The sequence below is a fragment of the Bradyrhizobium sp. CCBAU 45389 genome (assembly GCF_028128625.1).
GTDB classification, from domain to species: Bacteria; Pseudomonadota; Alphaproteobacteria; order Rhizobiales; family Xanthobacteraceae; genus Bradyrhizobium; species Bradyrhizobium liaoningense_B.
In genome coordinates, this window is sequence record NZ_LBIY01000090.1 from 67,469 (window position 1) to 92,194 (window position 24,726).

At 58.9% G+C, this 24,726-nt stretch carries 11 protein-coding genes and 2 pseudogenes; 6 read left to right on the forward strand and 7 right to left on the reverse strand.

Annotation, left to right across the window (positions count from 1 at the left end):
• Positions 1–1,509 precede the first annotated feature (1,509 nt).
• On the forward strand, positions 1,510–2,499 hold the full coding sequence (locus tag XH79_RS20430; protein WP_271582771.1) for a hypothetical protein: 990 nt from the start codon (positions 1,510–1,512) through the stop codon (positions 2,497–2,499).
• 936 nt (positions 2,500–3,435) lie between these two features.
• Here the strand turns inward: XH79_RS20430 and XH79_RS43315 are convergent.
• Positions 3,436–3,573: pseudogene (locus XH79_RS43315) on the reverse strand (transposase); the annotation flags it as partial.
• A gap of 267 nt (positions 3,574–3,840) precedes the next feature.
• On the opposite strand from XH79_RS43315, the gene XH79_RS20440 reads away from it, so the two are divergent.
• Positions 3,841–5,094 (forward strand): DUF418 domain-containing protein, encoded by a 1,254-nt coding sequence (locus XH79_RS20440; RefSeq protein ID WP_128948666.1) that lies wholly within the window; start codon positions 3,841–3,843, stop codon positions 5,092–5,094.
• Between the two features lie 548 nt (positions 5,095–5,642).
• Positions 5,643–6,062 (forward strand): SET domain-containing protein, encoded by a 420-nt coding sequence (locus XH79_RS20445; RefSeq protein ID WP_128948665.1) that lies wholly within the window; start codon positions 5,643–5,645, stop codon positions 6,060–6,062.
• A 2,899-nt stretch (positions 6,063–8,961) separates the two neighbouring features.
• Here the strand turns inward: XH79_RS20445 and XH79_RS20450 are convergent.
• Complete coding sequence (locus tag XH79_RS20450) at positions 8,962–9,537, reverse strand: hypothetical protein (RefSeq protein WP_128948663.1); 576 nt, start codon at positions 9,535–9,537, stop codon at positions 8,962–8,964.
• A 1,719-nt stretch (positions 9,538–11,256) separates the two neighbouring features.
• On the opposite strand from XH79_RS20450, the gene XH79_RS20455 reads away from it, so the two are divergent.
• Positions 11,257–12,582 (forward strand): MFS transporter, encoded by a 1,326-nt coding sequence (locus XH79_RS20455; RefSeq protein WP_128948681.1) that lies wholly within the window; start codon positions 11,257–11,259, stop codon positions 12,580–12,582.
• 410 nt (positions 12,583–12,992) lie between these two features.
• Here XH79_RS20455 and XH79_RS20460 read toward each other — a convergent pair whose 3' ends face one another.
• Positions 12,993–13,199: a hypothetical protein gene (locus tag XH79_RS20460; protein ID WP_128948662.1), complete on the reverse strand. Its 207-nt coding sequence runs from the start codon at positions 13,197–13,199 to the stop codon at positions 12,993–12,995.
• A gap of 951 nt (positions 13,200–14,150) precedes the next feature.
• Here XH79_RS20460 and XH79_RS20465 point away from each other — a divergent pair.
• Together XH79_RS20465 and XH79_RS20470 are read left to right on the forward strand one after the other, a co-directional pair.
• Entirely contained in the window at positions 14,151–14,762 is a 612-nt protein-coding gene (locus XH79_RS20465) for a hypothetical protein (protein ID WP_128948661.1), read from the forward strand.
• Positions 14,763–15,024: 262 nt separating this feature from the next.
• Positions 15,025–15,768, forward strand: a pseudogene (locus XH79_RS20470) (NEL-type E3 ubiquitin ligase domain-containing protein); the annotation flags it as partial.
• Positions 15,769–16,533: 765 nt separating this feature from the next.
• Here the strand turns inward: XH79_RS20470 and XH79_RS20475 are convergent.
• The 4 genes from XH79_RS20475 to XH79_RS20490 form a co-directional block, all read right to left on the reverse strand.
• Positions 16,534–18,759, reverse strand: coding sequence for a hypothetical protein (locus XH79_RS20475; protein WP_128948660.1), 2,226 nt, complete (start codon positions 18,757–18,759; stop codon positions 16,534–16,536).
• Positions 18,760–19,370: 611 nt separating this feature from the next.
• Entirely contained in the window at positions 19,371–20,612 is a 1,242-nt protein-coding gene (locus XH79_RS20480) for a cytochrome P450 (RefSeq protein WP_128948659.1), read from the reverse strand.
• A 256-nt stretch (positions 20,613–20,868) separates the two neighbouring features.
• Positions 20,869–21,750 (reverse strand): pantoate--beta-alanine ligase, encoded by an 882-nt coding sequence (locus tag XH79_RS20485; RefSeq protein WP_128948658.1) that lies wholly within the window; start codon positions 21,748–21,750, stop codon positions 20,869–20,871.
• Positions 21,751–21,939: 189 nt separating this feature from the next.
• Positions 21,940–23,421, reverse strand: a complete 1,482-nt coding sequence (locus tag XH79_RS20490) for a pentapeptide repeat-containing protein (protein ID WP_128948657.1) — start codon at positions 23,419–23,421, stop codon at positions 21,940–21,942.
• Between the last annotated feature and the right edge of the window lie 1,305 nt (positions 23,422–24,726).

Below are 24,726 nucleotides of genomic sequence, written 5' to 3' on the forward strand. Positions count from 1 at the left end.
CAGCGTGGCAAGGCGGACGGCGAACCTGCGAGAACTTCTCCAAGGAGGCGATACGGCCCGAAGGAGAGGATCAACATTATGCCCTTCTCAACCGTCTGCGGTTGATCATGCAAGGGTACAGATTCTCCGCAACAGAGTGCGTGATCTGTTCGCCGGACTGTCGAGACGGAACTGCCGCGTTCGGCAGACGCCGGCGAGCTGAAGCCGCCGCGGATGGTCGCGCCGGCCGTGCGGCACGGCTATGGCCCGACGCGCAACATCGCCACTGTCGGCGCGATCAAGGCTGCCAGCCCAAGGCGAGGACCGATGTGCGAGCGGCTCGCCGGTTGGATCCCCGTCACCCCTAAATGATTTGCCAGTCCGAGCGCGGCGGACCAGGAGCCTCGATCCCCTCCTGCCCGCCCCGTCGCCGCGCAGTATGTCGAGAGGCGATCCCAGAAGGCGCTGCCGGCCCTGGTGGAAAGGATGCGCCGAACCTTTCCCCTTCGGTGATTTCGGGCCTGAACGACCAATCACGGCGAATACGAGTGCCGGCAGCACACAAGACAGTCAGGGTGCTCAAAGAGATTCCGAGCTCGTTCGGAGCGGCAAGAAGAAGGTTATGCAGGATCTCAATGGCGCCCAGCCGCGCGGTCGCGGAGCATGCATTCGGTACCTTGGTCGAGAATGGCACCAATATGCGCGTGACCTTGGTTACCGGACAAGGATCGCCAATCTAGGACCTATGGGCTTTCTATGACCTTGCTGCCGAAGCACCAGAGCCAGTTGAGACCTACAAGCCGATCGAGAGCATCCGCCGCGGTGCGACACACGAGCGCGCGAGCCATGGATCCGTTGTCGCCACAAATCCTAAGATTGATGGTGCAAGCTGATCCAGGTGGCGTCGGGAATGTTGGGTTGACTGAAGAGGCCAAATCAGTTGCCGAGATCGTCGCGGCGTCAGAGTGCCAACGCCATTGAGCTCTTCCCGAACACACAAAGCCATGCCGCCTCCTCGGCTCCGTCACCGGTCGAGGGTTAAGAGCGGCGAAATGACTAATCTGAGATCGCAATCGCTAAATTTTCTCTAAGCGCGTCAGCTTGTCGACAGCTGACCCTGACAGAGCGAGAGAGAGCGACACTATCGGCTCGGCATTGCCGAGTTGACTCAAACCCCGCGGAGTGGACATGGACCGATTTAACAGCATCAACCCATTCGACCGAGACAACGCCGCGCTGTCACAACCGCAACAGCAGCAAGCCCAGTTTGAGCCGTACTTGGATGAAGTGCCGCACCTTGATCCCCCTGCTGCAGAGATTCCTGCTTCTCCAGATCGCTACTATCCTCATCTGTCCGAGGAAGATCGTAGACCTATCGAGGCCTTGGTACTTGGGCACCAGGGGGCCGGCGGTCCTTATCCTGAAGACGCAGTAACGAGACACCTCGGGGACACCGCTGCCCAGCACAGCGCGCCGGGGGAAGCTTCGACTTGGCCGCTACCTGCGGAAGGTCATGATCAGGATCCCTTGATGGGCGAAGCCATCCTAGCATCGTCTTTCGACCCAAGCGTGCGCGATCACTTCGGACACCCCGGAGAAGCCGTCCGTCAGTTCAACTGGAGCGGCGGCTACCAGCCGGCTCCGTACGAGCTGACCTGGAGCGCTCCCGTTTCAAGTCGGGAGGTCCTGATGGGTGACGATTATACCGGGGAGTTGAGGCCTGCGAAGAGGCAAAGAATATTAAGCCATACGGAAGGGGATGCCATCGGGGGCCAGGTGAGCGAGCCCGGCAGTTCAGTCGTTCGCGAGCTGATGGAAGAAGTCGGCGCACCGTTTCAGGCCCGCGGTCCGGCCGTCCTTCCTGCGGAAGACTTCGATCAGGATCTGCTGTGGGCGATGGTGGGAAACGCCGGCCCATCGTCGTCTCTCGAACCAACCGAGGGTCATCACCAAGCGCCGGATTTAGAATCCGTCGTTCGTCCCTTCAATTTCCGGCAGGGCGACCAGCACGCGTCCGCTGCGCTTGACCTTAACAACGCCCCGCCGAGCCAGGACAGCCGACCCAACAGTTTTATCGTTCACAATGACCGCTACACGGCGCTGTTCGTGCCCGCTGCGGCGATCAGGCGAAGCACCCCACTCAATCCGCCAGGCGCTGCCATTCCTCTCGGATCTCGACGGGAAAACGTGCCGCAGCCCAGCACGCAGCCAGCGAATCGAGCCTCACCAGCGTTGCTTGGACGGTCGATGGACCAAGCCGCTCCGGCGTCCTCCAGGGCTGAAAGGACGTCCCCCGCGCCCCGCGAGATTTATGCCGCATCATTCGCCGTTCCCGAGAATTTTTCGCACGGCACCCAACCCGCCTCGGACACGATGCGCTCGAAGCTCGGCCGCTGGGGCCTCTTGCCGAACGAGGCGCAGCCGGTAAAAGAGTACGACATTCGCGGCGAGCGTTACACCGCCCTCTTGGGGCCGGGGGGCCCCAATGACGTTCGGCTCATTCATCAGCCGAGAAGGTAGATGCTGAGGGACAATCCCACGCTACGAGCCCGTCCGCATAGCTCCGTGTTGGACTTGCTATTGGACCATAGCTTGCTCCAGCAACTCTTGCGAGCTTGGCGCGGTTCCGGGCGGTGCGGCTGAGCGCTACCCGGCCCGATTGACTTGCGCGCATCATGGCTGTGCGGCTCCGCGTTGAGCCGCACAGCCATCGCCCTTTCACTTCCGAAGAGCCGGCGGCCAAAGCTGCGAAGGAAACCTACGGCGTTATTGCCGTTGCGCTTTGCAGCATTGCCATTGATTGGGGCCGCTGCCCCGAGACAGGATAAGCATCCTCCGAGCAAAGAGGCTGCTTCGCGCGCCCCCATTGAACACGCGCCAGCTGAGCTTAGCTGGCTACAGATGAATGTGGTCGTCCATTAGCCTCAGACGCACATCCTCGTCGTGGCCTTCCGCAGAAAGCTCCCGTGGCCAACGAGGCGCTGCCCAGCACCTCGTGAATTCCGCCTCAAAATCAGTACCGTATGTTAGGGTCAGCACTGGTCGGGATACCGTGCGATCTTCGCTTAGCCCAACCGACGAGTTCCGCAGCTTACACGGTGCGACCCCGACTCTGCCGCCAGCGCCCCTGCACTGGTATACTCTGCCTCAACGTCCCCGCGGAAAGCCGGTGAGCAAGTTTTGGCGGAGCTAGGTGCTGCAACCTGTAAGAGCAGTGAATAGATCGTGCAGTATCTGTCGCTACTCCGGACTCGGACGCTTTGATGAGAGCTGCGTCGTTCGGGACATGGATTCGGTTCAGCGCCGGGTGCCTTCGGCACTGATCTGCCCATCGAAAAAGACCACCTGAGGTGACCTAGCGCCTCAAGGAGCTTGAGCGCAGAATGAAGCTGAGCAAGCCGCAGCGACCTCTATCCGGCTGATCAAATCGGCCAGATTAGGACGTGACTCATTAACGCGCAGCCACAGCCTGATTGATGCAAGTAGGACGAGCGCGAGGTAGTCGGCGGCGAGTTTGTCGTAGCGCGTTGCCACGCGCCGACAATGCTTGAGCTTGCTGAAGAAGCGCTCGACCAGATTCCGGGCTCGATAGAGATAGGATATCGCTCCGTACTAGCAGAGAATTTCGCGTTTCATCGTCTCGTCTGTTTATGGAACGATACCGAAATAACACTCGCGGCAATACCGGGAGATCAACTTGAGCCATTGGAGAAATTTCGCCAATCCAAGTTCATGTTTATTTCCTCGCGCACTGGTAGCGAATCAAATTGTCATCGTTCGAGTCGGCCCCCAATTTAGGTAGTTTGATGCGGCACGAGGCGGCATTCTAAATCTCTGCATCGAAAATGGGGGAGTCCTGCAATGACCGGCGGAAGCATCGGCTCGGGCACCGCGCCGGCGAGTAACTCGCCTCCAAAGCCTATGAGCCGGTCGGAGCGGTTCGACGCGATTGACGTGCTGCGGGGCTTGGCCCTGTTCGGCGTGCTCGCCATGAACATCGTGACCATATTTCGGGTCTCCTTCTACGCGCCGTTCTTGCCGAACGCGGAGCCGGCGGGGCCGCTCGACCGGGTGGTAGCGGCTGTGCTGACGGTCGCCGTCGACTGGAAGGCGCTTGCGCTGTTCTCGCTGCTGTTCGGCGTCGGCCTCGTCATCCAATTCGAACGGCTTGCCGGCGATGCACGGCGCATGATCTTGCTCGTGCGCAGGCTAGTGGTGTTGCTGGCGATTGGCCTGGTGCATCTCTGTTTGATCTGGAACGGCGACATTCTCGTCGAATATGCGCTGGCGGGCTTCGTGGTGCTGCCCTTCCTCGGCGGCGCGCGGTGGCTCATGGCGGGTGCAGCCCTGCTGCTCCTGGGGCTCTACGTGACCACGCCGGTGCTACCGCCGATTGTGCCGCTGCCGGAAGCAGCCGGGATGGCCGGTCTTGCCGCGGACGCGATGCGGGCCTACGGCACAGGCGGATTTTTCGATGTGCTCGCGTTCCGGATCCGCGAGGTGCCGGCGATTTTTTCGGCGCACGTCATGGTCTTTCCGCGCACTGTCGCGCTGTTCCTCGTTGGCGCCCTCGCGTGGCGCAGCGGGGTTTTGCGTCGGGCTTCGGCGAACCGGCGCCTGCTGTTCGTCGTCGCAACCTTTGGCATTCCTCTCGGCGGCGGATTGAGTCTCGCGGCAGCAGGACAAGGGCTCTTCGATTGGCCGTCGCTCGGGCGCGCGCATTTTCCGGTAGAACAGCTGGGGGCGGTCGTGTTGGCTCTCGGTTATGCGGCCGCAGTCATCGCGGCTGTGAACCTCGCGGGCGGGCGGAGGATGCTGGGCTGGGCCGCACCGCTTGGCCGCATGGCGCTCACCAACTATCTGGCGCAATCTGTGATCTGCGGCTGGATCTTCTACGGCTATGGTCTAGGCCAATTTGGCCGGCTCGGCGTGGCCGCGACACTGACGATCGGCATTTTCGTGTATGTCGCGCAGGTGGTGTTCAGCGCGTGGTGGCTCCGCCGCTATCGGTTCGGTCCTGTCGAGTGGCTCTGGCGCTCGTGCATGTATGGGGTACCGCAGCCGATGCGGGCAACGGTCAATTTAGCCATCATGCGCGCGACGATAGCAGATTGATGCGGGCCCAGATACCCTAGCTGCGTGCTGCTTCAAGCGGAAGCCGCCGAAGCGAGTACGGCTGGTTTTAGCCCTTCAGCGACCTCGGCAGACGTCCGCTTTTCCACCGCTATTGAAGGGAGCGGACACCAGGCGGCCAGCCGCTTAATGAGTACACGGCCTACTGTTTGAGGACCACTCGAAAATTGCGAACGAGCCGCAAAGACAGGCGCCACGACAACATGATTGCCGAGCGTTGCCTCGGCGGCTTGCAGATCTGCGAAAACGCCTCGCGTGTCGCCGCGCTGATAGGCTCAAAGGTCGCGATCGCGCGACATGAACTCATCGCCTTGACGCGGATCTTTGCTCGGTCTTCCATTACTCGCAGGCCCTTTCCAGCACCGCCAGCATGCCGGTACGACGGAAGGGCAATCCGCAGCAGCCGGCAACAAATGCAGAGAAAATCCAAATGTGATGGAGGCGCGATTAGACGACCTATCAATTTATGCAGGAGATTTCGGGACTCAGGTCACTTAGCTTGCGGTGATAGTGCCTGGGAGATTTCTTCAATGTTGATCGTTGACACTATTTTGAAACCAGACCAGTTTGGCGGCATTGGACTTTTCTCAGCTACTCTTTTGCCTAAAGATTCGTTGATTTGGATTTATAATCCTATCGTTGACATCGCGGTGACGCCTGAGCAGTACGAAACTCTAGCTCCAACATTTCAAGCTCTACTAGATAAGCATGCCTATCCAAGAGACTACAGGGCTAGCGATGGCGTTGTAGAGTATAATGCTGACAACGCCCGCTTCATGAACCACAGCAGTCAGCCAAACACATATCAAGACGATCATTGCCGAATTCTGACGGCGCGTGACGTACAACCTGGTGAAGAACTGACTTGCGATTACTTGTTTTTCGATCCTAAGTGTGACTTATCGTGGAATAAAGAACCAACGGCGAATGTTGAGGCTCCAACGGGCTAGGCGGTAGTGGATTGAGCTTGCGCTCAGACCACTTCGACTTCGTCGGCGAATTTACCCGGGAGAGTTTCCGCAACTCGTTGAGGTTATCGACGGACAACAGCTTTTTTCGGTTGCCTTGCCTACCCTAGGCAAGATCTCCGCGGATGTGCCCGATCTCGCACTTACTTTAGAATTGATGACCCTCGATCGATCCCAATCACTGCTGAGATGGCCCCGACATATCCTGATATTATCCGTGGGATACGCCGATTGTGCCGCTTGATGTCAGAGTCACAGATGTGCTGTTCAGAAACGCTCTTGATGAGGGCCGCTAGCGGCCCGATCTTTGCGCCTCGATTTAACTTTCGCGCATGGAGAGGGAATCCGTCCCATCCAGTCGGACGCTACGTACTCCCGTATCGAGACCCGTTTTAGGTTATGAGATCAGCGACGACTGAGTGATCGAGTTCTTCGCCGAGGTCCATCCGATCTTGCCCTCCGTGCCAATGAACTATCCCTACGCGCTCCAGGACGCCGCGCGAAGGCAACGGAAGCCGGAAGACGACGGGCGAGTCGATCCTCAAGCGGTCCGGGCACGACTCGTAGCTTCCTCGCGCACTCACGCTCCCAAAAACTAGCACGAACCAAACTTGCAAGAGCCGGCTGGTGCCATCACGGCAGCTCGCGCAGTGACAAGAAGATTGCACTTGAAATCACGAGTTCATCCAGGCTGAACCGGTTCCTGCCTCCCGATGTAAACCACTAAACTCGCGCACGAGCGCGTGCCTTCGACGATCGCCCCGCCATGCAGCGACTGTCGACGCTCGTTTGTCCGTCTGCAAACCAATGGAGTGTCGCGATCACACCTGTACACCGAGTTGCTTCGATTTCATACCACCCGCATCGACAAGGCGCGCAACTCCGCCTCCGAACCACAGCTCGGTTCCAGTGATAACACCTCGATCTGTTGACCCGGACGGAATTCGCTCCAAGGGCCATTCCGCGCGCCCCTTTCGAGGGCGCCCCCAAACGAGCGGGAAGCCCACCCGTTGTCTCATCGCGCAGCGGCCACAGGCGAGCACAGAGCGCTGGCAATACGCGCCGACGGCTTGTTGCAGCAGCGGCGGACGCTTGAGCGGCTGGCCATCTGCAGGGGACGAATCGCCGACCGAGGAATTCAAGCCGTGGGGATGCAGCGATGCGGTGAGGTTCTGCGCGAGGATCAATCCAGCGCAAGGCACTCGGCCAGAATTGCTTGAGGAACTGCTCGACCCGGCCTTCATCGCCATGCGAACTCAGGTGGGGCATTTCCTTTCATATAACCGCAGAAGATCACCAGATGGAATGCGAGCCGCGCATCCTTGCTCCTAATCGCCAGACTTTACCAAGCAATCCTAGACTTCCCGATTCCGGCGCTCGCCGCTATGGCCCGTTCGCCTGACGCGGCTGGGCCCCTCCATGAGCAGCATCATCGGCCCCATCAATTTCAGCTTGCTGACGGTGTGAAGTGCGAGCACAAGTTCGGGCGTTTCTGCCAATCGTATTTACCGGCGCCATTGGTGCCCCCCGCGCAGATCGTCGATGCTACGTGTGAATGCGGCCCTGTTGGCTGGGCGAGACTTGAGGCGATTAGGATTGGACCACTCTTTGCTCGCGAGCCAAACGCGTAACCTGCGGCACGTTCGGGCGCCGAGCCTGTATGGAAGGTGCTCGATGCCTGTGTTTCTAAATTCCGCACCGAGACCTCTCCTGGGCAACTGTGACCGCAGCGAGCCCCAACATCACGTCGCCGGTGAAACCAAAATGGAGGCGATAAAGCCACCAGATTGCGCAGCACCGGTCGAGATCGGACATTGCTAGCGCCCGCCTTATTGCTGCGACTATCCGCACCGTCGGCTTCATTCCGCGTATCATCTGGAAACCTCGCCGTCTCGGGGCCCGCGCTCTCCATTCAATGACGTTTCCGGGGGCGCTGGCTCGCTGTCCGACGCGTGCACCTGCAATAGATCGGAAGCTGAGATTGATGTTCGCCATAACGGTCTTTTCCACTTTTCGAAGCTGCTCGCACACGCCTATGTGCACGCGATCTTGCTCTGATCCTACGGCGGAGCTACTGCTTGCAAAACGCCCAGATCTGGTAGTGCCATTTGACAGGATTCTCATGGATAAATACGCTCACACGATTTCACTGCTACGCAAAGCAACTGGCCCACTTGCGAGGGTCGTTGCGGCTAATGACCTTTGCTGCCACTCCTTGAGAATACCTCCGCGTCCGCCAAGACAATCAGGCTCACCGGCAGGGCCTCCGCTGCTTCCGATTAAGCCCTCCACGGTCACCGGTTAGCTGCCAAATTTGCGCGAACTCAGACATCGCGCGCTGGCTGGCGGCCCGCCCCCGTTCGACCGCGCTGGCAATGTGGGTCACCTCGCGGAGCAACGCCCCGAACAGTTCGGCCCGCAGCGCACCATCGTGCAGTGCTTGTTAAGATCCTCAGACGCAAAGCAGCCGAGATGATGATCCGCGCACGGCTAAGGTGCGGCGCCGGCCAGTGATCCCGGGACTGGGGCGCGGCGGGGTGCAATGGGCACTCGGCGACGTCGCCTCAGTCCTTCCGATCCTGCGCGCGATGGCACAACGTCGGACTGGCGGACAGCCGGAGCTACATCGGTCAAGCGAAAGTAACATCCTCTGGTGAAGCAATGGGGGGAAATATTGCAGGCCAGATGATAGGTCAGCACCAGGCAGACGAATGCCAGGATGACGGCGCATCAAGTGGGCTACCAGTGGGTCCGATGATGCGTACCCACTGGCGGCGCGAACAATCCACCGCTAAGCAGTGAATTCTCTATCCAGATAAGGACAACCGAATCGAGCGCAGGGCTCCAGTCCGGCCCGATCGGTTCACAGTCGGGTTGCGTCTCATACCCGCGTAAGCTTAACGAACCCTCCTTCGACTAGCTCGGCTTTGTAGGCCCGTTCGTTAAGCAGGATTGTTGTTGGGTTATCAGCGGCCGGCATGAAACCTTCTTCGCGTAGCTTGTCCATGAGGGCAGTTGTGGCCCATTGCTCTGGTAGCGGCGTTCCGTAGCGCCGGTTTTCCCTGAAGAAGGCTCCGAAGTCCGGTACGCCCGCCCGGCCGGCCCCAACCACCTGGTCGTCCGCTGGGTTATGAACAAGAAGAACACGGTTGGAGTCATCCAAACCGGCCGTGTAGCGGTGACCTCGGATTTCATAGGTCATCGTCGGCTGGTCCGAGTCCGGCAAGAGACCCCGGTGGAACAGCCTGTCGACCATCGGGTCAGGGGCGATTTGCGAGCCGTGCGAAAATGTCTGGGGAGCGGCGAATGAGACATCTACCGCTTCCTCACGTGCGGCAGATGATGATGGTCCAGCTTCATTCATGATCTGACTGAACAAATCACGATCTTCCTGTGTCCAGACGTACGCCGTCGGTGATTCTGGTGAACGGGCATTATCGATCGAGTTCGGATCCATGAAGCTCTCCTTGCTGTTACGAGAACAAAGGCCTCTTGAAGATCTCCCCCATGGATTGAGCTGAAGTTCGTCACGAACTCAGACATGGGCGGCTTCGTCATCGAGAGACCAAGTTCGAGTGTTAAAGAGGCTGGCTTTCGAGAAGCTGACAAAGATCGAAGAAGAAAGACAAACCCGCGGCCGCATCTTCCACGTCTGATGCGCTCATCTCCGAGCCAAGTCTCATTGCACCTGACCTCGCAGTCGGCGCGCAGGTCTGCGCCGTGCCTCGCGTTCACCTGGCGGTAGGGCCGGTTCGGAGGTCCAAGCGATGCGGACCGCAGCCAGACCCAGTCTTGTACCGAACACGTGCATTTCGATCTCTGCCGGCGACCAGTCGTTCTGGCTTACAGTTCGAGCCGACACTCGAGCCGCTAAGCAGAATGACCGTGATAGCCGCGCCGGCGAGAGAGTGCGCTTACGGAAGAGTCCGGCAAGCGCGAGCGAACTCTTCACCTGATTAGATGAAGAACGAAATTGCTCAGACGCAAAGCAGCCGAGACGATCATCTCGTGCATCGATAAAAGTGCGGCGGTGCCGGTGATCCCGGGAATGCGTTTGCCGCGGCGTCTAATAGGCACTCCGCAACGTCCCTCCTGCCTCCGATCCTGACGCATGATGTGCCCTCGGCTGATAGCCGGAGCTACATCGATCAAGCGGAACGTTACATCCTTAGGTGAGGCAACGCGAATGGCAAACTTTGTCCCAGCCGTTATTGACGCTCTCCGTCAGGAGAGTTGGCGCTCGTGTCAGCGCGTTGGCAAGAGAATTCACTCGTGTCCTTAAAGGAAAATCGTCTAATTCGCGCGTGCCGAAGTCGCCGCCGAAATGTCCGCTCTCTCTAAGCGTCTCTTGGCGAAGAAACGTAGGCCACCCTCTTTGCTTGTCGGTCCGGGCACCCGAACGGCGGCTCCTGCGTGTAGCCTCACTGATTTGCCTTAACAGCTTCCCAAGTGGTTACCAAGACGTACGACCCTGACATTGACGCGCACCTAACGACGTGAGGTCGGCATCCTCGGTGTCAGGGCCGAATAGCCGGGCCTTCTGCCCGTCCCGGGTGACGCGCTCGCGCAGGAATAGCCAAGATGCACGGCGGGCGGCGCCGAACGTACCTTATGACGGACGACCTGGGTCTTGATGGTCGCCAGACGCGAGCGGCCCGTGAGCGGGCGGTTCGCCCGCTCGCTGGCGAGCCAGCCGCGACGGAAGGGTGGAGCACCGATGAATCGTGATCTTGCTCGCGCGCGAGACCGCCGCAGGCGCGCTGATTGTCGGCAAGCGTCTGGGCGATGAAGACGTAGCCCACTGGATCCGTAAGGAGCGGACGCAACCAGGCGACGCTGAGATGGCTTGAGTTGTCGTCGATCGTGTTCGGCGCCAGCCAATTTTGTCACAAACTCGCCGCAGCAGCGCAATGTCTGCGGCGACCGATAACTGCAACAGGTTCTCATGTTTGTCGCGCCGGCAAGGCCAGCGATCAGATCAAGGGTTAAATGGGCCGCGGAAGGCAGGCATTTTTATTGCAGACGCTACCGTGAGGTTCGTCGTGACGCGCTCCAGCCTACATTTGGAGAGACGCAATGGCCGTGAGGGGCGCGTTCGGGCAAGTGGAAAGCAACTTTGCGCGACCTGTCTGGTCGAAATGTTCGGGCCGGGATCGCGCTCCAGATTGGGTCGAAGATGGCGAGGCAATTTACTCGAGAGAGGCTGGAGCCGGTCCGCGCTCCGGCAGACGAACGCTTGACGGGCCGCGCGGTGTTGGGCGCAACCATGGGCAATATTCTCGAATTCTACGACTTCGGCACCTATAGCTTCTTTGCAATACAGATCGGTCAGGCGTTTTTCCCGGCAACCGACCAATTCGCCAGCCTCATGCTGTCACTCGGAACCTTCGGCGTGGGCTTTGTGACCAGGCCGATCGGGGCCATCGTGCTCGGCTCGTATTCGGATCGGGCTGGCCGCCGGCCCGCGATGACCGCCAGCTTTGCCATGATGAGCGCCGCGGTCCTGTTATTGGCCATCACGCCATCGTACGAGACAATAGGACTTGCCGCTCCGTTGCTAGCCATCTTCGCACGCTTGCTGCAGGGCTTTGCTCTCGGAGGTGAAGTCGGTCCAACGACAGCCTACTTGATGGAAGCGGCCCCTGTGGGAGCCCGCGGTCTGGCGGTCTCGTTTCAGCCCGCGAGCCAACAGGTTGCTGCGACGGCTGGAGCGTTGGTTGGAGAAATTCTGTCGCTCGCCATGACAAGTGAGGCGCTCAATGCATACGGATGGCGGATCGCGCTATTGCTCGGCGCCGCTACGTTGCCGTTCGGACTATGGTTGCGGAGCGTCCTACCCGAGACGTTGCACCGCCCTGAGGCTCCGGTTCTGGTCACCCAGCCCGTAAGGCGACCGCCTGCCGCACGCCGCATCATGAGCTTGGGATTTGTCATCTTGGCCAGTTGCACGATCACTACTTATGTTACCGGATATATGACCACCTACGCGTTGACCACCCTCCACGTTTCGGCACCTCTCGCCTTCGGCGCCACGCTCATCAGCAACATGGCGGGCATTGCCGCAGCGCTGCTGGGCGGCCTGCTCGCAGACCGCGCAGGCCGTCGGCGCATCATGATATGGCCGCAGGCCGCTGCATTGCTGATGACCTATCCAGTATTCCTGTGGATTGCGGAGAGCCGCAGTGCCCTCGCACTTCTAGGAGGTCTCGGCGCGCTCACCCTGATCGGGACGATTCCGTATAGCGCCTTCTACGTGAGCATGGTCGAAAGTTTGCCGAGGAACATTCGTGGTGGCGCCTTCGCGACGATCTACGCTTTTGCGATTGCGATTTTCGGAGGCACAGCTCAACTGGTCGTCACTTGGCTGATCTATCTTACCGGGAGCGCACTCGCGCCCGCTTGGTACATGCTTTCCGCTAGCGCGGCCGGGCTCTTTGCGATGCTGATGATGCCTGAGACGGCGCCACTCAATTTTGTGCCCAGCCATAGACGAACGTCCTAACGCCACGACCGCTGCCCTAAGCGTAGCCGAACAGGGTAGGATGACATCTATGACGTCCGAAATGCGAAACATCGAGCAGGAAGACGCTAAGGGGCGTAGCACGAAAGGCAATCTATCCTGAAAATTGGACCAGTTTGACATCGAGCAGGAGCTCCTGCCGGAACGGCAGCGTCGCGCTCTGAAACCACTTTTTCCCCCTTACCGAACGTTGGCCGATGCGGCAGTTGCGCGATTTGGCGGTCGTCGCCAGCCGGCTGTAAGTGAGCAATGACCCTGATTATCCTTAGAGAACAAGAAGACGCGGCTTGCACCGTCCGCCAGCATAGCCGCACGGCATAAGGATGCGGCCGCTGAAGGAGCAGCGGCCGCGACGAGGCTCGATCCTCATTTTCTGCTTGATTGTTTTCCCGTCAGTGCAGGACGCACGAGGGATCGGTCAAACAAAAAAACAGATCGCAGATACCATTCAACGGGTCATCCGCGCACTCAGGATATGATGTATCGGCTACCTGCACGCTGGCGGTGAGCGGTTGCGCGACAACTTCCGCAGCAAAAGGAGGTACCACCGCGGTTGCAAGCGCGAGGGCGCTCGCCGTCACCAAAACAGACTTTTTCATTTGAACCTTCCTAAGTTGGCCCAGCCCTCGTGACGGTCTATAGACGAGGCTGCAAGCGGTAAAATTGATTTTCTTGATCAGATCTATCGACCGAATGGATAAGTTCGGGCATCACAGTATCGCTCTGTCTACCCGCAACCTGAGAATCTATTTTATGGTCGAACGCTCGACGGCCTCGGTCGCTGCATTTCTCGGAGCACCCGACAAGGGCTGTTGTTGAATCTGACTCGTATCGTCCGGAGCCAGCCACAGTCGGTTACATCGTGTCGACACATGCGCCCGAACGCACTTGCGTCACAATTGGTCGCGCGATTTTCATCACCGAAAGAGAGGACCGCGACAACCGCTTACTCATTCGTTTGTTCGGCTGCGCTGCAGGCCACAGGCAAGGCTACGATGCAGCCGGTCACGGCGGCATGCTTACAGTCTAACGCGACTACATTCCACCAACTTGCCAGCGCCGCGATATGGTTTTCTGGCGCAGCCCTTTCCCGATCCTGTAAGACTAGTCAGCCGAGGAGCGAAGACGCGAGAGTGACGATGACGGCATCTCGGCTGAACTCTTCTCAGGCATTGACAATAGGCGTTTAGCACAGCTGCAACGGCCCGGACTTTCTGTCGCGATGAGACTAGTCAGCTTCTCGACAGCTCAGCGTCCTAGGTTGAGAACACCTCGAACCAGACAAGAGGCTCGACCCTGATCAGCTCAACCTGGAAAGGGAGAAGCAGCCGATCCCCCTCAAGATGGCGAGCCTTTCGAGAATTAGATTCGTGCGGGCATCTCGCCGTCTTTGGTGCGCCGGTCGGCCAGCATATTCGGCCCTCCAAGGGTTGGGCCGCGCTCCATGATTGCCCGCTTCTTCTTGATGGATATCGTCACAATGAAAGACCGGCTTTGTGAAAGCGGCGCTCCAGCGCATTTGCTTCATTTTGCCATGGCAGGCGTGAACAATGAATACAGATCGGACGCAGCTTGACGGCGACGGCTTTTTCTCAGTTTCCGGCTCCGAAGCGTCCCAATCCGAGGCCTCAGAACCCGGCACTCCCGTTGCGGCGCATTGGGACGAGGCTTTGACGGACGCGCGGCCGTCCGCTTCCAATGCGGCAGGGCCGCAGGACCACATTGTGGATGCGCGGACGGCTGATGAGGGGCAGGACGAAGACGAGAACCGCCAAACCGCCATTACTCAAACGAGCGCTTTGCCGGAGAATGGTAGTGCGGCGCTAAATCTCTCCTCATTGCCCGCCGCCCTCCCGCCCGAGCTTCAGGTCTTTGACGCGAGAGACAATCAATTGGCGAGCTTGCCCGTACTTCCTGACGGGCTCCGCGTGCTCAATGCAGCGCGCAATCTGCTGACCAGCCTGCCGGCCGACCTGCCATCCCGGCTCCGGTCCCTGATCATCGGCGAAAATTCACTGACAAGTCTGCCCGCCCTTCCGGCAACCCTTCGGGAACTCAGCGCTTACAGCAACCACCTGACCAGCTTGCCTGCGCTTCCAGCCGGGCTGCGGAGCCTGGTTGTCGAGAATAATCAGAGCTCTACGCTGGAAGCAACCACCTGACCAGCTTGCCTGACCTTCCAACCGGGCTGCGGAGCCTAGTGGTCGAGAATAATCAATTGACCAGTCTGCCCGCTCTTCCAGCAACGGTTGAGGAGCTCCATGCTGAAAGCAACCAGCTGACCAGCCTGACCTTCCAGCCGGGCTTCAGGACCTGGACGCCGGTGACAATCAACTGGCCAGTCTGCCCGCGCTTCCGTCAACGCTCCGGGATCTTGTCGCGCCAAGCAACCAGCTTACCAGCCTGCCCGATCTTCCAGCCAGCACCGTGAACTACGGCAATAGCGAATTCCGGCAGGCCGTGGTCGAGGATCTGCGGCAGGCATCGGCGAGGCCTCGACTGCGCGAGTTGTTTTTCCAGTTGGCCTCCGATGCATGCGCGAGCTGTCAGGATCGGATCACTTTGGCCTGGAACGGGATGCAGACCGCACGTCTGAACGCCGACATCGAGGACGGCCTGTACGACGATCGGCTCGCCGAGTTGCTCCAGCATGCCCGCGTCATGTTCCGCTTGGAGGCGCTGGACGGAATAGCGCGCCAGACGGTCAATGTCCTTCGTCATCACTCCAGACCGGTCGACGAGACCGAAGTCCATCTCGCCTACCAGACCCAATTGCGCGATCCACTGGAGCTGCGACACGTCGCCCCCGACATGCGCTTTTTGACCGTCTCTGGCGTCACCCGCGGCGACGTTGAGAGGGCGATGGCAACGGTGCGGCAGCAGGAAACGGTAGGTTTTGCAGACTATCTAGCGACGCGCTGGCAACCTTGGGAAACGGTGCTGAGGCGCATTGCCCCCGAAGAGCACGCAGCAATGGACGATCGGCTCATCGATGCGATGGGCGAGGAGTTTCAAATTCGGCTGAACCAACGGCTCGCCGAAGCTGGACTTGCGGGCGATGCCGACGCCGAGCGGATGCTCGGACCTCAAATCGTCAACGAGATCGCCCGCGAGATCAAGAGCGAGGTGATGCACCGGGTGCTTAGGGCGCACGGCATCGAGCTGTAAGAGATCGGTCAGATCCGTCATACGGATTGCGGTCGTGAGCTCGTGCCATCACTCAAGTCCCCAAAGCTGATCGGGCGACGGAGCCTGCTCTTCCGCCGATGCCAACGTTGCTAAGCTCGTAGGCCACTGAAAAAGAAGGGAAATGACTGACCATAGTCCGTGTACTGAAATTATCCCGGCGGCGCTCGGCGCCATTGTCAGTTGAAGTGAAGCAGCTTTGAGCTCACTCGGCTTGAGACGCTCAACCAAGAAAGACAAGCCCCAGCATCGTTCGGGGGCCATGGAGGCGCGATGCTGGGGCTGTCGTAGCCCTATGCAAGAGTAGCAAACAGGCAGTGTTGTTGTGCACCGCCCGATTCGATTCGTCAAAGCGGTGAGGATGCTCAGCTCCCGAGCATCCCGACCCTCCGCGGTCCATTGAAGCTCCGGAGAGGCTTGCGCGCCAGTTCGCCGCGGGCAGACAGGCGAAAGCACTGGCGTCCGGCCGGATCGCCGCCCGCATCAGGTACATGTTTTGCGCCTGTAACACTCGGGGGCCTCCTCCGGCCTAGCGCCGATATTCACCAGACCCCGGAACGGCTACTTGCCTGGCGACGACCGACAATCCTTGGAATCGCCGGCTGATAACGCTCCCGGGTATTCTCTTCCTCCATCCTTTTGTAAGATGGCGCCCGAAGGGGCTAGGCGCTGATCAAGCAGTCCGCCGAGCCGATCTGGATGCATCAACGCTTTCACCGAACGGCTCACCGCCGCAAGACGAGCAGCTCACTGGATTCCCAGGCGAGCCATCTGCGCCGACACATGCTCCGGATCCGAGACGAGTTGCCAGGGCTGGCCAGCGGTGGTGCTCAACAAGGACTTACAGAACGCAGGAGTGAGCTTGCCCCGGTGGATCACGACGTTGTCGTGCCCCTCGGCGGCTCGAGCGCTCTGCCAGTGTTGATTGTAGCCGCGCTGTTCGTCGGACTTCACATGGCAAGCTGCGAATTCGCGATTGCCGAGCGTTGCCAGTTGCCAGGCATGTACCGGGTGCTTGGTATGGATGTGCACCCACATCGCCCTTGGCATCGCACCATTGCGCAGCGCCTTGGGCTGCAGCTTGATTTCGAACAGCGTCCCTGGCTCTCCCTTCAAGGCGCGCGGTGGATCCACTGACGCCAGTTCCCCCGCGTCCCGCAACTGTTCTAGGTATTTTTGCGATGGAAACGCATAGGTCTTCATGCAATCGCTCGCGATTGCTGCCGTTCGCGCGTTCAATGAGTTTGCCTGTCCCTGAACCTCGGACAACATCCTTTTGAGCCGGACTATTTTTTCGTGCACTTCGGGCAATTGCGCAGCCGTGAGCAGGCCGCGTCGGCGAGGCTCCTCCAGCGCGGCAATACAGGCCTCAATCTCGGAGGACTGCGTCTGCAAGTGGTTGATGACGACATCCAAGACGTGTTCGGCGTCCTCGGGCTTCATGTGCCGGGCTTGCGAGGCGGCGCTTTGCTGAGCAGGCAGATCGAACTGCAGCAGCTCGTCCAATCGTTCAAGTAAGCCCGGCAGTGCTTTCCTGGAGGGCGGAGCCCGCCACATCTGGAGGTGATCGAACGCAGAGGATGACGCGCGTGCCTCCTCCGCCGTGGCGAGTCTCTTTGTGCCGAGATCCGAGAGCACAATGACCTTGCCCCTTGGGGCCCCGGCTGCATCGGGCCTAGCGAGTTGCGGCGCGGGTGGGCTGGCCGTCGAACTCCCCTCCCCTGCGGCTGCTGCGTGCTTTGCTTTGCCCTTTCTGCGCGCCGGAGTGCCTTCGCCGACCGGGATAGTATTCTCTGGCATCGCAGCCCAGGCCGGCGGTTCAATCGTGGCTTCCGTCTTTGGCTGCAATGCCAGCAGCCGCATGACTTCGTTCGCGGTCACCCAGGCAGCTTCCACGATCTCGTCCAGCAACTGCAACGGAAGGTCAGCTTCCGCACCGGCCTCCCTCAGGTTTCCAAGCATGGCGCCCAGTTGGGATGCAAATTCCGAAAGCCGTTCCATGACGCCTTCCAGGACGGCGCGGTGCTCCGCGTCGAGCGCCGCTCCATTGCCGTTCAGAACGGCTCCGGACGTCGAATTGAATGCAGGGAAAACATCTTTGACGAAGGTCCGAAGCAGTCGCACCCCCCCGCTCTCATCGATGAGGGCGTCGCGCACGTCTGGTTCCAACGTGCTCGCTTGCGATTTGACCAAGAGCTCCGCGAGCGCGATCCGCGATTGCAGATGCATGCACTTCATATTAAGCGCCCAGCCGGTATGATGCCTCAGTGCGGCATCTTCGGCGTTGCGCATGTCGGGCGTGCTGCTTGGCAAGTGGGCGGTAGCGGCACAGACAGACTGCGTCCGCTCGAAGCGCAACGCCTTCTTTCCCCACCACTCCATGCAGGCTACATAGCGGTTCGCAACACTTGCAAACAAGCGTCTCAGCTGGGCGGGCGAAGCGACGCCTTTGAGCCCGTCGAGCACGTCTTGTGCTTTCTTTCTGCTCTCCTCCAGCTCGTAGATAATCCAGGTCGCCACTTTATTACATTCGTCAGCCTCCCTCAGAGTGTCATCGCGGAGCCGGCGAGCCTGATCGTCTGGCAGAATGCCGCGCGCCAGATCGGGAGGCAGATTCGCGTAGTATTCCAGAACTGTTGAGCCTGCTTTGATGACCTGATCCATCAGATCTTGCCTCTCAGGCAAGTTTCGGGCGTGCGTGGCCGCTCGACGGCAAGCTTCAAGCTCCCCAACCAGGCTGCTCAATTTTCGCTCTGCTGCCTCGAAGTCGTGCCGCGTTGGCGCCGCTACATCCGAAGTGGGTGGCGGGCTCGCAAGCGCCGCAGAGCGCATCCGCTCCAGGATAGCATCGAAGGATTGACCACGTTCCCGAGGGAAGAGACCAGGTTCCGGGCTCGAACGGCCCAATTCCCCAGTCCTGTCGACCTCGGCGGGCTCAACCTGTGATCGATCAGCTCGGCCAACGCCTGCCATACATCATCTCCGAATAATCGAAAGTGCAGCCCGTCTGGATAGACCGCCTCGCTGACGACTAGCTGACCAAGAGCATTCATCCGCATGCGCAAGAAAGAAGATGTGGCCTTGTGTTCCAGCTCCATCGCAGCTCCCGTGTTGCTGACCGCATCACTGCCCCGGTGTGATCCGCTAAGACGAGACCGGGGCCCGACGTGCCTGCCCGCGAGATAGTCCGGCCCAATGCCGTGGCTCTGTGCACGCGAACTGGGCCAAGTCATCCCAAACGCTAGAGAGCAGCCAGGCGAGCGCCCGCCTCCTTAACGGCGATTTTTTTGGCCAAGCAGAAATGGCCAGCATATGTTGATCGGCAGAGAGCGCTCGCAACACGCGTCCCACCATGCGGTGATGCGGCATCGGAGCCCTTTTCGGCATCTCAGGCGTTTGCAGGTCGAGACGCTCGCCTGACGTATCGCTTGTCACAGGCACTTCAAACGTCTGCCCGGTTGATGAGTAGCCGCCGACGTGCAGCATTTGTTTGGCGTCGATCGAGCCATCTGCGCAGCTTGCAGAAGCCGAGATAGTTCAATCCACCCGCCGCGCGCCAGCGCCGAGACTGGCACGATCAGGGTTTAGGCTTCAATCCGCACGGGCAGAGCGGAATAGCCGTGCACGAAGTTAGATGCAATTCGCTCTGGTTCGCCGACAACCTGGATCTCCAATCCCGCCTGCAAAATCTCTTCCCAGAGGACTCTCAACTGCAGTTCCGCAAGGTGTCGACCAAGACAGCGATGGATTCCGAATCCGAACGAGAGGTGCTGCCGCACATTCTTGCGGTCGATCACGAAACTGTTGGCGTTCTCAATGATCTCTTCGTCTCTATTGCCGGAGATGTACCACATGACGACCTTGTCGCCTTTCCTGATCTGCTTCCCCCCTACGACACTGTCGACCGCGGCAGTGCGGCGCATATGTGCGATCGGCGTCTGGTATCGAATGATCTCGGACACAGCGCTCGAGACCAGCTTGGGATTGTCAGTCAGCTTTCGCAGTTCGGAGGGGTACTGGTTTATGAACAGGAGGCCGCCGGTAATCGAGTTGCGCGTGGTATCGTTGCCTCCAACGATTAGCAAAATTAGGTTGCCGAGAAACTCACTTGGCTCCATATGACGTGTGGCGGGCGAATGCGCCATCAAGGAGATCAGGTCGAGGCGCGGCTCGGCATTGATGCGCTCGTTCCAAAGCCCCGTGAAATAGTCCAGGCACTCGGACAAGATGGTGGTTCGCTTGTCCCAGCTGTCGATCGCATGGCCTGCTTTAGGAGCGGTAACAGCTACGTCTGACCAATAGGTCAGGAGTCGCCGATCCTCGAATGGGAAGTCGAACAGGGTGGCGAGCGTTTGCGTCGTCAACTCTATGGAGACCTTGTTCACCCAATTAAAGTCTTCATTACGAGGCAGGCCATCGAGAATTGACCTAACACGAGAGCGGATCAGGGTTTCGAGTTTCGTCAGGCTTTCCGGTCCGACGATCGGGCTCACGGTATTGCGCTGCTCGGCGTGCTTGGGAGGCCCCATCTTGATGAAACTCTGGGTCCAGTGCTCACCAGGCACGTCGACAATAGTGACACCTTGCTCTGACGAGAACGCGTGGTGGTTTGTGTCTACCGCTACTATATCCCGGTATTTCGTTACGGACCAATATGGACCATGAGTGCTGTTTTGACAGTAGTGAACGGGATCTTCCCTTCGCAACCGCTCGAAGCAAGCCCATATGCTGTCGTCCTGAAAGCGCTTGCTCTCACTTACATCCAGATTGCTGAGCGGGATAACACACGTATCGTCGGCCCTATAATCTTCCAATCGCCTGGTCATGATCATCTCTGCAGATTCCGCTCTCGAGAGCGTACGGCCTAGGGGCGCCTCATCGCTTCGAGCTGCCGCGGCGCTTGGCTGCGACGGGCTTCTCGACCAGACTACCTCACAGTCAGCTGGCCTGGCCCTACCATGTCGGGCAGTAAAAATCGTATTGACTATCGGACTCACTACTCAATGGAACATTGAGAGCTGCCAGCACTGGTTGGATAGCGCACTCCTTTTTATGAAGATCATGCTATCAATAGCGGTCTGGCTAGCGCCGCTCAGGCAGATCGATCCAAAGATCCGGAGCACCGTTTTGGAGTGTATCCTGATCTGGAACGTAGATATTATCGAAAATCCTGAGGCCATGAGCCATTACCCCTCCGAAAATTATGAAAGGGAGCTTGATCTGCTCTAAATCTTCGAAGTTATCAGCGCCGACAATTCGAATAAAATCGAGTTTAAACCGTCGGAACTTGACCCGAGATGTAGCCGACGCTACCAGATCCTTCACGCTAGTCGCTCCTCGGGCGATCTCTTCTCTTGAATAGTTGAGTGACGTGGAGAGACACGACAGCTCATCAAGCTCCGAGCGGCTAAATCGCCTCAAGCGCGACGAAACGGGAACTCCGTTCTTGTATCTAACGGTCGGCACAAACCTTATCTCGCAATCGAGAAGGAGGTCTGCCGCAGCGCGCTTGACCAGGATCGCCTGACCGATATCTTTCAGGCCGAAGTAGCTGCGAGTTGGCCGCGCATAGCAGATCCAGCGGATTGCCCCAGTAACGGCTTCCTTCAAATACGCCTCGGGCCCCCCTAGACGCAAATGACAGTCACCTTGCGATACAAACGTTCGATAGCCAGTCGGGAACATTTCGTTGTCGTTCGAGGAAATCACGGCAGTTGCTCCTGAACGTAGAGCAAGTCCAATATCATCGTCCAAATTGAAATCGTATCTCCCACCTGGTCTAAGCTGGATCTTGTTCGGGTAGACTGTGACAATCGCGACATCATTCTCTAATGCCGCTCTTCTGATCAGTTCTGCATGCCCAAGATGCAGGGCGCCGAGCGTGTGCACCGTCCCAATAGTCTGACCTGTTCTTGCGACCTCCCGGATGAACGCCTTGCCTGCGGAAAGACCAGCCAGATGCATTTTCTTACTCCAGTTTTTTTGAACGCCAACAAGAGTTGAGCGCTCGGATCGCCGAAGGTGCGCCGCCGGGCGTGTCGCGGGGCCGCGCGTGCCAACGAGCTCGAAAGAGCTTCAACGTCGACCACGGCACGAACCTGTTCTAAGCTCACAGGCACTGTAGTCACCTCTATTTTGCGGCTTTCGGAGCAGTCAGGTTGACCCTTCTCGCCCACGTTTGATCAACGATGAGAATTCAGCCAGATAGGTTGATGGCTCGCGCGGCTGATCCCCCTCTAGAGCTGCGGGCAGTCCCCGACAACGGTCGACAAAAAAAGGTGGCTCGAAAGTGGTTATCTTAGCGCCCGAAAAGTCGACCTTTACGAAGCTGGCCTGGAACGGCGATATCCCACTCAGGTTCGCATCGCGCAGGGACGATTGGTTCATGCGAACGTATGCGGCCCGCGTTGCCTCCAGGTTGCTGTCGGTCATATCCGCGGCGAGATATGCCTGAACGAGATTTGATCCCTCAAGATTTGCGCGACTTAATGCCATTGATTGCGGCGGATCACCGGTGATCATCGACCTGTAGAGGTATGCCTGGGATAAGTCCGCATATTCGAGATCGCAGTCGCGCACAAAGGCGCAGCGGCCACGAAAACCGGTGAATTTGGCGGCTCGCATTGTGCTCTCTGTTATCGAAATGCTTTCGCCTGATGCCTGAGATAGGTCCGCTCCGTCCAGCTGGCAGGAACGAATAGATGCACCGTTCAACACAGCACCGGCGAGGTTCGCGTCGGAAAGGCCTACGGACAGAAGCCGCGCCTCGGTCAAGTCCGCCTGCTCCAGCTCAGCCCTGGCAAGATTTGACAGGTGAAGATCAGCGAATGGGGCGCTCAGCGCTCTCGCCCGAATCCGCCCGCTCACCTTTGAGAGTCTCAGATAAGGAAGATGAGCGCCTTCCAAGATAAGACCATCGACGGAGGTGGAACGCACGATCGATAAACAGTCCCCCTTTGACTGGAAAAACGAGCAATTCGCCAGATGCGCCTTCGTGATGGTGACTTGGTTTAGCTTGGCAAGGCGGAAGGAAGCGGAAGGAAGGAAGCATTCATTGATGGTTGACCCCTGCAATTCCGCGCCATCAAAGACAGCATCACTCGCGTCGCACTGGTAAAGGAGGAGCCCGCTGAGCATCGCGCTGTCAAAGCGTGTTCTTTTCATGCTGCAACCGTGAAACAGGCTGCCGGTTGCATCAATTACATTGCGCAGACTGGCGTCATCGAAGTTGCAGACTTGCGCTGCTATCGCATGCATATAGGCAAAATCGAGCTTGGCCCCGAGGAAACTTGCGCGCTCGAGCCCGGGACAGATAAGGTTCGCCCCAGAAAGATCTGCTCGATCCAACTTTGTTCCGTAGAGCTGCGCACGATTGAGGGTACAGCGTCGCAACGGGAAATCTGACAGGTCGTGACCGCTAAAGTTCTCGGAGGATAGCTGCAAACCAATTCCGGTCCTTCTGATCGCCTCCTCGGTTCGCCTCCCAACAGCAGCAACGGCCAGCAGCCGGTCGGCAGCTCGGCTCCAGTACCGAACGAACTCGCCATCTGAAGAAAGCTTGTTTGTCGGATCTGAGCAGTGCTCTGCACCTACGTTCACGGTGCACCCGCTATCAGCGCCGATCCTTTGCGACATGTCGAGAGTTCCGTACTGCCAGGATTACGAGGGGCCTGCTATTGACCTTCTTTGTGCTTGGCCTGGACGCAGCCTGTGCGCTTTGTGGCGAACTCGCCTGCCAATTGGTGACAGGACGCGTCGACGAGACTCCTATATGTCGGTGTCTCTCGCGGCCGATGCTTGACCATTTCAGCCGAATTCTTGTCATGCGTCCCCACGGCCACTCGATGCAATTGTCCACCAAACCCGCCAACCCTGATCACGCACGGTCGTTTGACAGCGCCGAGTGCCCGGAAGTGCGATTTAATTCGTCAGCTCTTGGGAACTCCACATCAGTCTCCATCCACCCGAATGTGCGAAATTCTAGGTCTTTTCGGAATGGAGCCGCGGCTTGCGGGCGGAAAGGTGCTCCTGCATCTAGGGCTGCACTCGACCTAGCCTTACCTCATCGGCAGCAACAACCGTGCCAGCCGCATCAGTCGGAATTGTTGAGCCAAATAGGCAGCATAATATCGAAGTTGACGCAGAATGTTCTGAATCTGACAAACACGGTCTCGCCGTCAGGACTCGCATTATGATCGCTAGGGCATCGCGAAAGCAAACACTCCAAGTTCGTTTGCAGGAGGGCAAAAGCCGCAGTCTTCACCTGCACGCAATCGATGACGTGCAATTCGACACGTGCGGATCGCCGGCCTCATGGTTAGCCAAAGCTCGCGCTCGGCGAGGCCTCCTCCGCACGCCGGCTGGTCCATCTATGGGAGCCCGTGCTGCCTCGATCGAAGTCGCACGCCCCGGGCTTGTTTTCCGACTAACACCCGGCGCGCCGACGGGAACCCTACAATGAGCTTCACGCCACCCCGGCCCGGTTAGAGCGCGATGGCCGCCGCCTGACCCGGCTGTGAGGATCACAGCAGCATCTTGAATAGCCTTTCAAAGACATTCATTGCGAACCGATGAAAGCCGGCCCTGGCAGGCTTCTCCCATGCAGCTCAAGCTCACCGGTACCTAAGCTTCCGCCGGGCTGCTCCTCCAGGACCTTTCATACGGTGCTGCCGTGAAACGGACAGCGAGGTGGTCCATCCCGCCAAACTCCGCTCTGCAATGAACAACAGGCTCGCCGGCACAGTCGCAATGGCCACGAGTTTTCTTCAAGCAATGAGTCTGGTCAGCTGTTTGACAGCTAAGCCTCCTAGCATAGCAACATCTCTATCCGGACAGGAGGCCGCCGCGATGGCTCAAAATCTGGAAGAGAAGAATGACCGGGATTGCCGGTAAGTCCCACCCGTACGCCTCAACACACGACCGATTCGAGAACCAGACCGA

Bases quoted from the DNA above. Each gene is read 5' to 3' on its own strand.
- XH79_RS20430 (WP_271582771.1), top strand. From the start codon at position 1,510: ATGGGCGAAGCCATCCTAGCATCGTCTTTCGACCCAAGCGTGCGCGAT.
- XH79_RS20440 (WP_128948666.1), top strand. From the start codon at position 3,841: ATGACCGGCGGAAGCATCGGCTCGGGCACCGCGCCGGCGAGTAACTCG.
- XH79_RS20445 (WP_128948665.1), top strand. From the start codon at position 5,643: ATGTTGATCGTTGACACTATTTTGAAACCAGACCAGTTTGGCGGCATT.
- XH79_RS20450 (WP_128948663.1), bottom strand. From the start codon at position 9,537: ATGGATCCGAACTCGATCGATAATGCCCGTTCACCAGAATCACCGACG.
- XH79_RS20455 (WP_128948681.1), top strand. From the start codon at position 11,257: ATGGCGAGGCAATTTACTCGAGAGAGGCTGGAGCCGGTCCGCGCTCCG.
- XH79_RS20460 (WP_128948662.1), bottom strand. From the start codon at position 13,199: ATGAAAAAGTCTGTTTTGGTGACGGCGAGCGCCCTCGCGCTTGCAACC.
- XH79_RS20465 (WP_128948661.1), top strand. From the start codon at position 14,151: ATGAATACAGATCGGACGCAGCTTGACGGCGACGGCTTTTTCTCAGTT.
- XH79_RS20475 (WP_128948660.1), bottom strand. From the start codon at position 18,759: ATGGCAGGCGTTGGCCGAGCTGATCGATCACAGGTTGAGCCCGCCGAG.
- XH79_RS20480 (WP_128948659.1), bottom strand. From the start codon at position 20,612: ATGACCAGGCGATTGGAAGATTATAGGGCCGACGATACGTGTGTTATC.
- XH79_RS20485 (WP_128948658.1), bottom strand. From the start codon at position 21,750: ATGCATCTGGCTGGTCTTTCCGCAGGCAAGGCGTTCATCCGGGAGGTC.
- XH79_RS20490 (WP_128948657.1), bottom strand. From the start codon at position 23,421: ATGTCGCAAAGGATCGGCGCTGATAGCGGGTGCACCGTGAACGTAGGT.